Consider the following 13,779-nt stretch of genomic DNA (forward strand, 5'->3'; position numbering starts at 1 on the left):
ACAAAAAAAGGCCGCGCTACCCAGCGCGGCCTTTTTCTTCCACTACCCCAAATCAGCAGCCCTGCACGGCCAGCTTCCGGCGGCGCACATTGCTTGCCCGCTGCACCAGCACCAGCGCCAAGCCTGCGACGGCGATCACGGCGCCAGCGATGGGGACCGCGGCGTAGCCCATGCCCGCCGAGATCACCGCGCCACCCGCTGCGGCGCCAACCGCGTTGCCCAGGTTGAATGCGCCCACGTTCACCGACGACGCCAGCCCCGGCGCATCGGTGGCGGCGCGCATCACGCCCATCTGCAAGGGCGGCACCACCGCGAAGGTCGCCACGCCGAAGATCAGCAGCGAGATCGCCGCGCCGACTTGCGTGGAAGCGATCCACGGGAACGCCAGCAGGTCGATGATGACGATCACCAGGAACGTGATCAGCGTGCCGTCCAGCGAGCGGTCGGCCATGCGGCCACCCATGCCGTTACCCAGCGTGAAACCCAGGCCGATCAGCACCAGCATGCCGGTAATGAAGGCGGGCGATGCGCCGGTAATGTCCGCCAACGTGGGCGCAATGTAGGTGTACAGCGTGAACATGGCGCCCGCGCCCAGCACCGTCGTCAGCAACGCCAACAGCACGACGGGGCTCTTCAGCACCGCCAGTTCGTGGCGCACGTTTGGACGGCGGCCGGCTTCACCAGCAGGCAACGCGAACCACAGCGACAGCATCGCAATCAAGCCCAGCACGGCGGTAGCGGCAAACGACATGCGCCAGCCGATAACCTGCCCCAGCCACGTGGCCGCGGGCACGCCGCCCACGTTGGCGATGGTCAGGCCCATGAACATGGTGGCCACCGCACTGGCCTGTTTGTGGCGCGGCACCACGCTGGCCGCCACCAGCGAACCCAGGCCAAAGAACGCGCCGTGGTTCAAGCTTGTGACCAGACGGGCCAGCAGCAGCGTCGTGTAGTTGGGCGACAGCGCGGACAGCACGTTGCCGATGGTGAAAATTGCCATCAGCAGAATCAAGGCCTTGCGCCGCGACCAGCGCGAAAACGCCAGCGTCATCAGCGGCGCGCCCACCATCACGCCGATCGCGTACGCGCTGATCAGCATGCCGGCGCTGGGAATGGACACGCCAACCCCCTCGGCAATGACGGGCAACAGGCCCATGGGAGAAAACTCGGTCACGCCGATGCCAAACGCACCGACGGCGAGCGCCAACAACGGCAGGCCGGCTTTCACCGGTTGAGTATCTTGCGGGTTCATGCAGGTTCCTTGGGTTCGACGGCGCCGGCAGGATGTTCCTGGGGCGTTGCCGGCCAGAATGGCGGGCGCATCGGGGAGACAGGCCTGCAGTATGACGGCAGCACCTTTGCGGAAAAAGCCGTCTGACAGCCAAACACTTTTGACTTGGAGTCACGAATCGGCGGGATGGCGCATCCGTCCCCCGCACCATCCCCGCCGGCACATTCGCGACGACAGCCGATATGGCGTCCCCTATCGCAGGCCCCTACGACAGCCCCAGCAACCGCTCCGTCTCGCGCGCCAACCCCACCAGCCGCGGCCCCAGATCTGCCGCCCGCGCACGATACGGGCCGTCGCCCGACGGCACGCCGCAGTTGAAAACGTACAACAGCGACTGATACGGCCGGCACAACGGCGCCGCGAAACCGTACGCATCCGGACGCCATTGCACGTTATTGCCGCAGTACCCCTTCTGCTCCAGATCGCGGCTGGCCGGCTCCAGGCTGGGGAAGTGCTCCGCGTAGTGGCGCGGATCGGCCACGCGCAGCTGGTTCAAGACGGCCGCCCGCTCGGCCTCTGGCGCCCGGCATAGCCAGGCCTTGCCGGCTGCGCTGGACAACAGCGGCAACGCCGCGCCGATGTCCGGGCGGGTCTGCAAGGCGTCGTTGGACCGGGCGGTTTCCACATAGACCATTTGCAGGCGGTCGCGCACCACCAGCGACACCGCGCCGCACGCGTGATCCGCCAGCTGTTTCATCAGCGGCCGCGCCAGCTGTCGAATCTGCATGCTGGCAAGCAAGGGGTAGCTCAGCGCCAGCACCGAGGCGCCCAGCCGGTAACGCGCCGGCGGCCCCGAACGCAGCAGAAAGCCCAGCTCGACAAGCGTATGCGTCAAGCGCGCCACGGCGCTTTTCGACAAGCCCGTCTGCTGCGCAAAATCTTTATTGGCTAGCTCTGGCCGGTCTGCCCGGAAGCAGGCCAGGATATCGATGCCATGCGCGAGCGTGGTGGCGAAATCGCGCTCGCCGGACGGTGCGCGGGGTGGCGGAGATTCAATCGGCATCCTGGCGCTCCAGCATTTTCTCCACGCGCGCAACCAGGGTGAGCAGCCGCGGCGCAATGCGCTGACGCAGCTCGCCCGCTCGCAACCGCCGCACAGGCACGCCGCAATTGAACACAAACACCTGCCCATCCACACGCCGGCGCATCGGCACTGCCACGGCATGCACATCGGCGTGCCACTCGCCTTCGGCCACGCAGAATCCATGCGCGGCATAGTCGCGCCGCGCCGCTTCCCAACCCGCCGCATGACGCTGCCAGGCCTCGGGGTCTTGCCGGCGCAACGACGCAATCAACGCCTCGGCTTCGCCTGCATCGGCCTGCGCCAGCCACGCCCGGCCCATGGCGCTGGCCAGCAGCGGCAACATGGCGCCGATATCCGGCCGAAACGCCACCGCGTCGTGGCCCCGGCACGTTTCCACGTACACCATGTGCGCGCCGTGATGCATGCCCAGCGACGCCGACCCGCCCGCCGCATTCGCCAGCCGCGTCATCAACGGGCGCGCCAGTTGCCGCAGCTTGATGCTGGCCAGCAAGGGGTAACTCAATGACAGCAGCGCCGTGCCCAGCCGGTACCGGCGCAGACTGGCGTCGTAACGCAGCAGGCCGCGCTGAACCAGCGTGTCGGTCAGCCGCGAGATCGTGGCTTTGGACAGGCCCGTGCGGTCAGCAAGTTCGCGATTGCTGAGCGCGGGCTCGCCGTGCCGAAAAGTTTGCAGCACCGATAGGCCATGCGCCAGCGTCGTGGCGAAAGCGGGATCAGGATGGCGGCTGCCTTGGGGCGTGGTCATGGCGACGATCATAGAGCAACGCCACCCGTCCACAGCATCAACTCGTTCAAGATATCGAAACACTTGTCTCGCATTCGGCGCCGCTTTGCTAGCCTGGATTCTCAGTCGGCCCGGTACGGATTTGCCTTCCCAGGCGGCTACGACATCTAGAAAAAATGGAGACACCTCATGATCCGGGACCCCGACGGCTTCCCCGCCTTTCTCGATTCGCTGCGCCGCTTCGTCCGCGAACAGCTGGTACCGCGCGAAGCCGAAGTGGCCCGTCTGGATGCGGTGCCGGATGACTTGGTGCGCGCCATGGCCGAGCAAGGCATGTTCGGCTATTCCATCCCCGAGGCCTACGGTGGCGCGGGCATGACCACGGAAGAATTGATCCGGGCGGCTATCGAACTATCGCAATGCTCGGTGGCGTTCCGCGCCCGGGTGGGCACCAACACCGGCATCGGCTCCGAAGCGCTGGTCGCTGACGGCACCGAGCGGCAAAAGGAACACTATCTGCCCCGGCTTGCCTCGGGCGAACTCACCGGCTGCTTTGCCTTGACCGAACCGCAAGCGGGTTCGGATGCCACCGCCTTGCGCACGACGGCGGTGCGCGACGGCGACAGCTATGTCTTGAATGGCGAAAAGTGCTTCATCACTAACGCCCCGCTTGCGGGTCTGTTCACCGTCATGGCCCGCACGGACCCCGACGCGCCCGGCGCCAAGGGCATCTCGGCCTTCATCGTTGAACGGGGCATGCCGGGCCTGTCCACGGGCAAGCCCTACGACAAGATGGGCCAGGCCGGCTCACCCGTGTCGTCCGTGCATTTTGACAACTGCCGCGTGCCCGCCGCCAACCTCATCGGCGGCCAGGAAGGCATGGGCTTCAAGACGGCCATGAAAGTGCTGAACAAGCAGCGCATCCACTTGGCGGCGTTGTGCATCGGCCCCGCCATTCGCATGCTGGACGACACCATGCGCTTCGTCGCCGAGCGTGAACAGTTCGGCAAACCGTTGATGGACTTCCAGCTGATCCAGGCGATGCTGGCCGACTGCCAGACAGAAATTCAAGCCGCGTTGGCGCTGGTCTTGCAAACGGCGCGCGAACGCGATACCGGCCAGGACGTGACGTTAAACGCGTCGATCTGCAAATACTTCGCCTCGGAAATGTGCGGCCGCGTGGCAGACCGCTGCGTGCAGATGCATGGCGGCTATGGCTACATCGCCGAGCAAGGCATTGAACGCTTCTACCGCGACGTGCGCCTGTTCCGCCTGTATGAAGGCACCAGCCAGATTCATCAATTGACCATCGCCCGCCACACACTGGCCCAAGCTGGCTACACGCCCAGCCGTTAGGCCTGGACGACACCCCGGGGACCGCAGCCACAAGAAGCCGGCGGCCCTTCAAACCAAAGGAGACTGACATGCTGCACAAGCACTTGCCGAAGTGGATCGGCGCCATGGCTGCCGCGTTTGCCTGCGCCGCGCTGCCGCCCCAGGCCGCGGCCGCCTACCCCGACAAGCCGATCCGGCTGATCATTCCGTTTGCCCCTGGCGGGTCTACCGACATCCTGGGCCGCTTGCTGGCCGAGGCCTTGCACCCCATCCTGGGGCAGCCCGTCATCGTGGAAAACAAGCCGGGCGCAGGCGGCAACATCGGCGGCGACTTCGTTGCGCGCGCCGCGCCCGACGGCTACACGCTGCTGCTGGCGGCAGCCGGGCCAACGGTCATCAACCCCAGCCTGTACGCCAACATGCCGTTCAATCCGGCCAAGGACTTGACCGCCATCACCTGCATCGAACGCGAACACAACCTGATGGTCGTGACGAAATCGATGCCCGTGAAAACGCTACAGGAATTTCTGGTCTACGCACGCAATCACCCGGGCAAGCTGTCGTTCGGTTCGCCCGGCAATGGTTCGCCCGCGCAACTGGCCGGCGAACTGCTCAAGCAAAAGGCCGGCCTGCAAGCCGAGCACGTGCCGTACAAAGGCACCGGCCCCGCCATCACCGACCTGGTCGCCGGCCATATTGATTTCATGATCGACAACATGCCGGCGCTGCTGCCGCAAGTCAAAGCAGGCAGCCTGCGCGCGCTGGCGGTGCCCAGCGATGCGCGCGCAACGGCCTCGCCCGACATCCCCACGTTCAGCGAAGCGGGTATGCCCGGCTTCGAAGTCATGGCCTGGAAAGGGCTGATGTCGCCCGCCAACACGCCGCCTGCGGTGGTTGACCGTCTGCATGCCGCCGTGGTCAAGGCGCTGCAAGACCCGCAACTGCGCGCTCGTTTCCAGGAACTGGGCGCTGAACCGTTGGGCAGCACGCCTGCGGAGTTCGCCAAGCAGATCGCGGATGAAACCGTGTGGTGGGGCAAGCTGGTGCAGTCCACCGGCACCCGCATTCAGTAATGCCTACACCGTCAGCCGAGGCTCACATGACCGCTCATCACCCCGACGACGACGCCATTGCGGAACTGTGCGAACGCGTGCGCCGCTTCGTCGATGACGTTGCTATTCCCGCCGAGTCCCCCGCCATCGCTCGCGACGTCAGCGCGCTGGACGCCTGCGTGGCGCGCTTGCGCATACAAGCCCGCGAAGCCGGCCTGTATGCGCCGCAGTTGCCGAAGGAATGGGGCGGGCTGGGGTTGGGCTGGCGCGCGTTGGCTCAGGTGCTGGAAGCCGCCGGGCGCGGCTTTCTGGGGCCGGCCGCACTGAACTGCGCCGCGCCCGATCAGCCCAACATGCTGACCTTGTTGCGCTTAGGCACGGCCGCCCAGCAAGAAAGTTATCTGCGGTCACTGGTGCGTGCCGAACAACGCGCCTGCTTCGCCATGACTGAACCCGCACCCGGCGCCGGTTCCGACCCGTCCATGCTGCGCACCCGCGCCACGCAACACGGCCAGCGTTGGGTGCTGAACGGTCACAAGCAATTCATCAGCGGCGGCGTGGGCGCAAACTTTGCGCTGGTGCTGGCGCAGACCGACGTCGGTGCGACGCTGTTCTTGGTGCCTGCTGACACACCCGGCTACCGCGTCGTGCGCGACATCGGGATGGTCACCGGTTATCAGATTGGCGGCCACGCCGAGATTGAACTGGATGGCTGCGAAGTCGGCCCTGACGCCGTGCTGGGCGAACCCGGGCGCGGCCTGGAATACGCGCAACTGCGGTTGGAACCCGCGCGCTTGTCGCACTGCATGCGCTACATCGGACGCGCCCGCCGCGCATTGGAAACCGCACAAGCCTATGTGGCCCAGCGCGAATCCTTCGGCGCGCGGCTGGCCGACCTGCAACAGATTCAGGCGATGGTGGCCGATTCGCATATCGATCTGCACGCAAGCCGGCTGATGACGCTGGATTGCGCAAGCCGCATGGATGCCGGGTTGCCGGTCAAGCAGCACAGCGCCATGACCAAAGTGTTCGTGTCCGAAGCCGTGAACCGCGTGGCGGATCGCGCGGTGCAGATGATGGGCGCGTTGGGGCTATCGGACGACACGCCCGTCGCCATGATCTGGCAGGAAATGCGCCCGTTCCGCATCTACGACGGCGCCAACGAACTGCATCGCGCCACGCTGGCGCGGCGGTTGTTGAAGCACGCCTGACCTCTTTGGAACTGTGATGTCTGATCTTCAATTCAAAGCCTATCGCTTGCATGGCGGCGCCAATGGCGCCCCCCCGCAAGGCCGCTTCGACACCTTGTCCGTCGACGAATTATCCGCCGGTGACACGGTGATCAAGGTTGCGTACGCCGGCCTGAACTACAAAGACGCGCTGGCCCAAGCGGGGCGCGGCAACATCGTCCGTGCGTACCCCCGCATCGGCGGCATCGACTTGAGCGGCACCGTCGTGCGCTCCGCCGACCCCGCGCTTACGCCGGGGCAGCCCGTGGTGGTGCACGGCTTTGGCATCGGCGTGGATTGCGATGGCGGCTATGCGGAGCTTGCGCGCGTGCCGCATGAATGGGTGCTGCCCTTGCCTGCGGGCATCAGCCTGCGCGACGCCGCCGTGCTGGGCGCCGCGGGCTACACAGCCGCGCTGTCCTTGCATTGGATGGAGCATTGCGGGCTGACCCCCGATCAGGGCGACGTGCTGGTCACGGGTGCAACGGGCGGCGTGGCGGGCATCGCCATCGACATCCTGAGCCAACGCGGCTACCGCGTATGCGCCATGTCTGGCAAACCCGGCGCCGAAGATTATCTGCGGTCGTTGGGCGCGGCCGAGGTCATCGCCCCGCCCGACCTGTCCGCCCCGATCAAGCCGTTGATGAGTGCGCGCTGGGCCGGTGTCATCGACTCCGTAGGCGGCAGCCTGCTGGCCCATGCGCTGGCCAGCCTGCGCCCGGATGGCGTGGCCGCCGCGTTCGGCAATGCGGGCGGCGCGGAACTGCCCACCACGGTCATTCCCTTCATTCTGCGTGGTGTGAAGCTGCTGGGCATCAATGCCAACAGCCCGATGCCGCTGCGCCGCGCGCTATGGCAAAAACTCGCGGGCGAATACCGCCCGTCGCGGCTGGACCTTATCGCCCGTGTCATCGAACCCCAGGATTTGCCGCAAGCGCTGGCCGCCCTGCTTGAACGCAGCAGCACCGGCCGCAGCGTCGTGCGCTTCTCTTGATTGGTTTCTCCTGATTCGCTTGTCTTGATTCGCTTGTCTTGATTGGTTTCTCCTGATTCGCTTGTCTTGATTCGCTTCTATCGATCCGCTTCTATCGATCCGCTTCTGCGGACTCTTTCCCGCCCAGACCATGACCACGCCTTCCGACGCTTCCCTGTCCCGCCTGTTCAATCCCGGCAGCATCGCCGTCGTGGGCGCTTCCGCCACGGCGGGCAAGATCGGCGCGATGCCGGTCAGTCTGCTGCGCCAGCACGGCTATGACGGCCGCATCCTGCCCATCAACCCACGCGCCGATGTCATTCAGGGCTTGCCCGCCGCGCCCGACCTGTCCGCGCTGGACGGCGACGTTGATCTGGTCATCCTGGCCGTGCCGGCAGCGCACGCGGCCCAGGCGCTGGAACGCGCGCGGCCCGGACAAGTGGGCGGCGCCGTCGTCTTCACGTCAGGCTTCTCGGAAACGGGCGCGTCCGGCGTGCACATGCAGGAACAGTTGTGCGCCATCGCGCGCGAACGCGGCATCCGCTTGCTAGGCCCCAACTGCCTGGGCTTCATGAATGTGCGGCGCAACGTCTACGCCACGTTTTCCCCCGCCCCCGCCAACGGTGCCGTGGCAGCGGGCGGCATCGGCATGGTGTCGCAAAGCGGCGCGTTCGGCGCCTACGCCTATTGCATGGCGCGCGACCGTGGCTTGGGGCTGTCGCACTGGATCAGCACCGGCAACGAGGCCGACATCGACGTGGCCGATTGCATCGAATGGCTGGCCCGCGACGCCGATACGCGCGTCATCATGGCGTACATGGAAGGCTGCCGCGACGGCGCCAAGCTGCGCCGCGCACTAGCCGCCGCGCGCGACGCCGGCAAGCCCGTCGTCGTGACGAAGATCGGCCGCACGCAGGCTGGCGCGCAAGCCGCTGCCTCGCACACCGCGGCACTTGCTGGCGACGACGCCGTCTACGACGCACTCTTTCGCCAATACGGCGCGCTGCGCGCCCGAACCATCGAAGAATTTTTCAACCTGGGATACGCGCTGGATACCTGGAAGCAGCGTCCACAGGGCAAGCGCCTGGGCATCTTCACGATCTCGGGCGGCGTCGGCGCACTGATGGCGGACGACGCCGAAGACGCCGGCTTGTCGCTGCCCGAACCCGACGCCTTGGCGCAAGCCCGGCTGCTGGAACGCGTGCCGTTCGCCGGGCCGCGAAACCCCATCGATGTCACCGGCCAGGTGGTATCCGAACCCGGCCTGCTGCTAGCCACTGCCGACGACATGCTGGCCGATGGCCGCTACGACGCACTGGCCGTGTTCCTGGCGGCCGCGGGGTCATCAGACACCTTGTGGCCCACGTTCGAAACCTTCGCCCGCGAAATGCGCAGCCACCATCCCAACGTGCCGCTCGCCATCTGCGCTCTGTTCCCGCCCGACCGCCGCCGCGAACTCGAACGCCTGGGCACGCTGGTGTTCGTCGACCCGAGCGCGGCAATCCGGACCATCGGCGCAGTGGCGAATCTGGCCGACAAGAACGTCGCTGGGCAGACGGCCGCAGACCCTTCGGACGCCGCCCCTGCCGCCACATCCATCACGAAAATCTTCGACACCTACAACGAAGTGCAAGCGATGGAAGTTCTGCGCCTAGCGGGCATTCCCGTGCCAGACTGCACGCTTGCCACCGACGCCGACACCGCCGTCGCTGCCGCAGCGCGCGCATCAGGCCCCGTGGTTTTGAAAGTGGTCTCGCCCGACATCCTGCATAAAAGCGATGTCGGCGGCGTGAAGCTGAACCTGCACGGTGAAGACGCCGTGCGTCGCGGCCACGCAGCCATCCTGGACAGCGTGCGATCCCACTGCCCCGATGCCCGCATCGACGGCGTGCTGGTCGCCCCCATGGCGCCCAAGGGCGTGGAGTGCATCGTGGGCGTGCACGGCGACCCGGTCTTCGGCCCCGTCGTCATGTTCGGTTTGGGCGGCGTGTTCGTCGAAGTATTGAAAGACGTCAGCTTCCGCCTTGCCCCCTTTGACCGCACCCAAGCAATGGCGATGATCCGTGAAATCAAAGGCTATGCGCTGCTGCAAGGCGCACGCGGCACGCCTCCCTGCGACATCGGGGCGCTTGCCGATGCCTTGGCCGCGCTATCGCAATTCGCGCATGCGCATCGGGACGATTTCAGTTCAATCGAGATCAACCCGCTGCTGGCGCTACCCGAAGGCCAGGGCGCGCTGGCGTTAGACGCCGTGCTTATTCCCAACGCTGCGCGTGCTTGCGGGCGTTCGGCGTCATCGTGAGAAGCGCGGACGCTTAGGGACGACTTGCACTTCCAATCCAAGCTCTGCGGCGGTCTGTATCGTCACTTGCAAGGGAGTGGTTGCGGGCTTAGTTAACACGAGACTCTCCGAAATTACCGATCGGTAAGTTTACGAACGTTTGTCGTTGAAAATCGGCAGAAAATTACCGATCGGGAATATTGATTAATCCGCATCCCCCCACCCAAAAAAAAGGGCGCCCTCAGGCGCCCTTCCCTTCAACCCCTGCCGCTTACTTCAGCAACAACGCATTCAAGCGCTTCACGAACGCGGCCGGGTCAGCGATTTGCGCGCCTTCGGCCAGCAGGGCTTGGTCCAGCAGCAGACGTGCCCACTGGTCGAACTCGCTGTCATCTGCCGCGCGGATGCGGGCCAGCAGCGGGTGTTCCGGGTTGATTTCAAGCACCGGCTTCACGTTGGGCGCTTCCTGGCCGGCGGCCTTCAGCATGCGCAGCAGGTGCGGGCTGAGTTCGTTCTGGCCCACCACCACGCACGCCGGCGAATCCACCAGACGCAGCGTGACGCGCACTTCCTTGACCTGCTCTTCCAGCGTCTTTTGCAGGCGCTCGACCAGCGGCTTGAAGTCTTCAGCCACTTCGGCCTGATGCTTCTTTTCTTCGTCGTCAGCCAGTTCGGCCAAGTCCAGACCGCCCTTGGCCACCGACACCAGCGACTTGCCGTCGAACTCACGCAGGTAGGACAGCATCCATTCGTCCACGCGATCCGACAGCAGCAGCACTTCGATGCCCTTCTTGCGGAAGATTTCCAGATGCGGGCTGTTGCTGGCCGCGGCGAACGTGTCTGCCGTGACGTAGTAGATCTTGTCCTGGCCTTCCTTCATGCGCGACACGTAGTCGGCGAACGACACCGTCTGCGCCTGGTCGCCCGACTGCGTGGACGCAAAGCGCATCAGCTTGGCGATGCGTTCCAGGTTGGCCGAATCTTCGCCCGCGCCTTCCTTCAGCACCTGGCCGAATTCCGACCAGAACGTGGCGTAGTCTTCCGGCTTGTTCTCAGCCAGGTCTTCCAAGAGCGACAGGATGCGCTTGGCCGAGCCTTCGCGAATCGCGCGCACATCACGGCTTTCCTGCAAGATTTCGCGCGACACGTTCAACGGCAGGTCGGCCGAATCAATCACGCCGCGCACAAAGCGCAGGTACGACGGCAGCAGCTGGTCGGCGTCGTCCATGATGAACACGCGCTTGACGTACAGCTTCACGCCGTGGCGGCCGTCGCGGTCCCACATGTCCATGGGTGCGTGCTTGGGCACATACAGCAGTTGCGTGTATTCGCTGCGGCCTTCGACGCGGTTATGCGTCCAGGCGAGCGGGTCGTCGTAGTCGTGCGAGACGGTCTTGTAGAACTCGCGGTACTGCTCGTCCGTGACGTCAGACTTGCTGCGGGCCCACAGGGCGCTTGCCTGGTTCACCGTTTCCAGTTCTTCGGTCTTGACCTGCTCGCCCTTCTCTTGGTCCCACTCTTCCTTGGCCATGCGGATCGGCAAGGAAATGTGGTCGGAGTAGCGGCGCAGAATCTCGCGCAACTTCCAGCCGTTCAAGAGTTCGTCTTCATCAGCGCGCAGATGCAGCGTCACGTCGGTACCGCGCGTGGCCTTCTCGGCGGCGGCAATCGTGAACTCGCCCTGGCCGTCGGATTCCCACTGGATGGCGTCGGTGGCGCCGGCGCGGCGGCTCACCACCGTGACCTTGTCCGCCACGATGAACGACGAATAAAAGCCCACGCCAAACTGGCCGATCAGTTGCGCGTCTTTTTGCTTGTCGCCCGTCAGTTGCGAGAAGAATTCCCGCGTGCCGGAACGCGCGATCGTGCCCAGGTTAGCCACGGCTTCTTCACGCGACAGGCCGATGCCGTTGTCGGAAATCGTGATGGTGCGGGCGGCCTTGTCATAGCTGACCGTGATGGCCAGTTCGCCATTGCCTTCCAGCAGCTCGGGCTGGTCGATGGCTTCAAAGCGCAGCTTGTCGCAAGCGTCCGATGCGTTCGACACCAGCTCGCGCAGGAAAATTTCCTTGTTGCTGTACAGCGAATGAATCATCAGGTGCAGCAGTTGCTTCACCTCGGCCTGGAACCCCAGGGTTTCGGACGTGGAAGACGTGGCGGTTTGGCTCATAGTTTTACGAGAAGGTCGAAAAAATTAGGGACAAATAATGGCGGAATGCCCGGGCGCAACGGCGCTTGCGGTTGCGCTGCCCGGCAGCCGGGAAACCCTACTGTAGTGGGGGCTATCACGCCCTTTTCAAGGGTTCCTCAAAACAGTGACAGAAAGCCGCGATATCGCGTCTTGGCGTGAAGCACTTCCTCGCCGGCAGGCGCCTGGAGCTTTCCGCTGCGAATCAGCTTGCGGATATCGTCCATCCTGATGTCCAGCGTCTGCTGCGACCGCAACAGAAAATCTGCCGTCTCGCTGTCCATAATCCGATAGATGGGGCTGGACACCAATTGGCTGTTGCCCGTCTCGTCAAAATAATAAAGCCGCTCACCGTTCTGCCAGACCGAACCGAAGCGGTGATAAACGTCACCCCGTTTTTTCCACTCGCCCACGGGCGCGTCGTTCAGCCGCATGATCAGCGTAGACCGGGAAATCAACCCGCCCCGGCCGCCCCGCGAAGAACCCCAGGACTCTTCGCCCTTTAAATACAGCACCTGCTTGCCGTCCGTAAACACAAACGGCGACATCGCCGAAAACCGCCCGGACGCGAACGGATCATCGCCCGCCCGCTCCATGCGCCGCTTTTGGTTATTGAAGAAATAAATGCCGTCCTTGCCCGCAAACAGCACTTGATAGATATGCTCGCCGCGCTCGCTCAAGAGCCGGTACGGCGCATGCGCCGCATCAAAGGGCTGCGCGCCCACGTAAATCATGCCGTCGCGCGGGTCGTGCAAATAGGCTTCGCGGTCCAGGTCGCCCACCTTGAAGGTATTGAGCGCCGGGTCATCCGACAGCGGCAGCAAGGTGTCATGAAAATACACGCGGCGCCCATCCGCAAAGAAATCATCGCTGGTCTGCTCGCGGCTATTCCGCGTGGCCGGTAAACGGCGCAGCGTGGCCGGCTGTGCCTGCGGCATCTCGCGGCCTTCGTAAAAAACCCGCGACCCATCCGTTGCCAAATCCCGATCCAGCAGCGCCCGATAGGGTTGCGAGCTGGCGGGCAAGGCGGTAAACGGATGCAGATACGTCTGCGGCTTGGGGCCATGCCCGGTCCTGAACCGTATCGTCTGCCAGACCTCGCGCACGGCGCCCAGCTGGCGATTGATGGTGGTGAACAGCGCGCAGTAATACGTGGTGTTGCCGTCGCTGAAATAGCTATTGCCCAGAAACTGCGTCGACGCGGGTTTCAGGCCTGGCAGGATCAGATTGCCGCAATACACATGGCGGCTGTCCCTGGCGGCCTGGCGGCCATCATAGGTGGGCGTGTCAAACGCCTTGAAACTGGCCCGGTCCGCCTCGTCCATCCGGTAATAGCCATTGCTGGGCACGGCGGCGTAAATCGCGCCTTCATAACGCTTGTAGATGCTGCCCTTATACGATTCCCCGTCATCAGCGGCGGCGTAATCATCGTTGTCCAGCACCAGCAACAACAGGGTCATCGGCAAACCGGCGATGACCAAGGCCAGGATAATTCCGATCCATCTCTTGCGATTCAGCATTCGGCCTTTTTGCATTCACAGTGGCGGCCCAAAATTCTAACAAGCCCATACCGCCATTGCCGACCGCGATTAACTCCCCAGGCAAGCCCGGGCCTTCCCCGCTAAAATCCCGCACTTTCCCCTCCTACCCCCTCCACCTGG

Annotated in this window: 10 protein-coding genes; 5 read left to right on the forward strand and 5 right to left on the reverse strand. The window is 64.6% G+C overall.

Annotated elements, in window-relative coordinates; genetic code table 11:
- Positions 1 to 52: 52 nt before the first annotated feature.
- The 3 genes from HV765_RS22580 to HV765_RS22590 all read right to left on the reverse strand — a co-directional run bounded on the left by HV765_RS22580 (position 53) and on the right by HV765_RS22590 (position 3,081).
- Positions 53 to 1,252, reverse strand: a complete 1,200-nt coding sequence (locus HV765_RS22580; protein WP_054427535.1) for an MFS transporter — start codon at positions 1,250 to 1,252, stop codon at positions 53 to 55.
- Between the two features lie 244 nt (positions 1,253 to 1,496).
- Positions 1,497 to 2,294, reverse strand: coding sequence for an IclR family transcriptional regulator (locus HV765_RS22585; protein WP_054427534.1), 798 nt, complete (start codon positions 2,292 to 2,294; stop codon positions 1,497 to 1,499).
- A complete protein-coding gene (locus HV765_RS22590; RefSeq protein ID WP_175171006.1) occupies positions 2,284 to 3,081 on the reverse strand; it encodes an IclR family transcriptional regulator in 798 nt (265 codons plus the stop codon). Before HV765_RS22590 ends, HV765_RS22585 begins: the two co-directional genes overlap by 11 nt.
- Positions 3,082 to 3,249: 168 nt before the next feature.
- On the opposite strand from HV765_RS22590, the gene HV765_RS22595 reads away from it, so the two are divergent.
- The 5 genes from HV765_RS22595 to HV765_RS22615 all read left to right on the forward strand — a co-directional run bounded on the left by HV765_RS22595 (position 3,250) and on the right by HV765_RS22615 (position 9,951).
- Positions 3,250 to 4,416 (forward strand): acyl-CoA dehydrogenase family protein, encoded by a 1,167-nt coding sequence (locus HV765_RS22595; protein WP_175171007.1) that lies wholly within the window; start codon positions 3,250 to 3,252, stop codon positions 4,414 to 4,416.
- 68 nt (positions 4,417 to 4,484) lie between these two features.
- Complete coding sequence (locus HV765_RS22600) at positions 4,485 to 5,468, forward strand: Bug family tripartite tricarboxylate transporter substrate binding protein (protein ID WP_054427532.1); 984 nt, start codon at positions 4,485 to 4,487, stop codon at positions 5,466 to 5,468.
- Positions 5,469 to 5,494: 26 nt separating this feature from the next.
- The gene (locus HV765_RS22605; protein ID WP_175171008.1) at positions 5,495 to 6,658 is read left to right on the forward strand and encodes an acyl-CoA dehydrogenase family protein; all 1,164 of its coding nucleotides are present in this window, start codon (positions 5,495 to 5,497) and stop codon (positions 6,656 to 6,658) included.
- A 16-nt stretch (positions 6,659 to 6,674) separates the two neighbouring features.
- Positions 6,675 to 7,670, forward strand: coding sequence for an acrylyl-CoA reductase family protein (locus HV765_RS22610; RefSeq protein WP_175171009.1), 996 nt, complete (start codon positions 6,675 to 6,677; stop codon positions 7,668 to 7,670).
- Between the two features lie 130 nt (positions 7,671 to 7,800).
- Positions 7,801 to 9,951: an acetate--CoA ligase family protein gene (locus tag HV765_RS22615; RefSeq protein WP_175171010.1), complete on the forward strand. Its 2,151-nt coding sequence runs from the start codon at positions 7,801 to 7,803 to the stop codon at positions 9,949 to 9,951.
- A 250-nt stretch (positions 9,952 to 10,201) separates the two neighbouring features.
- Here HV765_RS22615 and htpG read toward each other — a convergent pair whose 3' ends face one another.
- Both htpG and HV765_RS22625 read right to left on the reverse strand, forming a co-directional pair.
- Positions 10,202 to 12,100, reverse strand: a complete 1,899-nt coding sequence (htpG, locus tag HV765_RS22620) for a molecular chaperone HtpG (protein ID WP_054427526.1) — start codon at positions 12,098 to 12,100, stop codon at positions 10,202 to 10,204.
- A gap of 137 nt (positions 12,101 to 12,237) precedes the next feature.
- Entirely contained in the window at positions 12,238 to 13,638 is a 1,401-nt protein-coding gene (locus HV765_RS22625; RefSeq protein WP_175171011.1) for a DKNYY domain-containing protein, read from the reverse strand.
- Positions 13,639 to 13,779 lie beyond the last annotated feature (141 nt).

The sequence above is a fragment of the Achromobacter kerstersii genome (assembly GCF_902859595.1).
GTDB lineage: Bacteria > Pseudomonadota > Gammaproteobacteria > Burkholderiales > Burkholderiaceae_B > Achromobacter > Achromobacter kerstersii.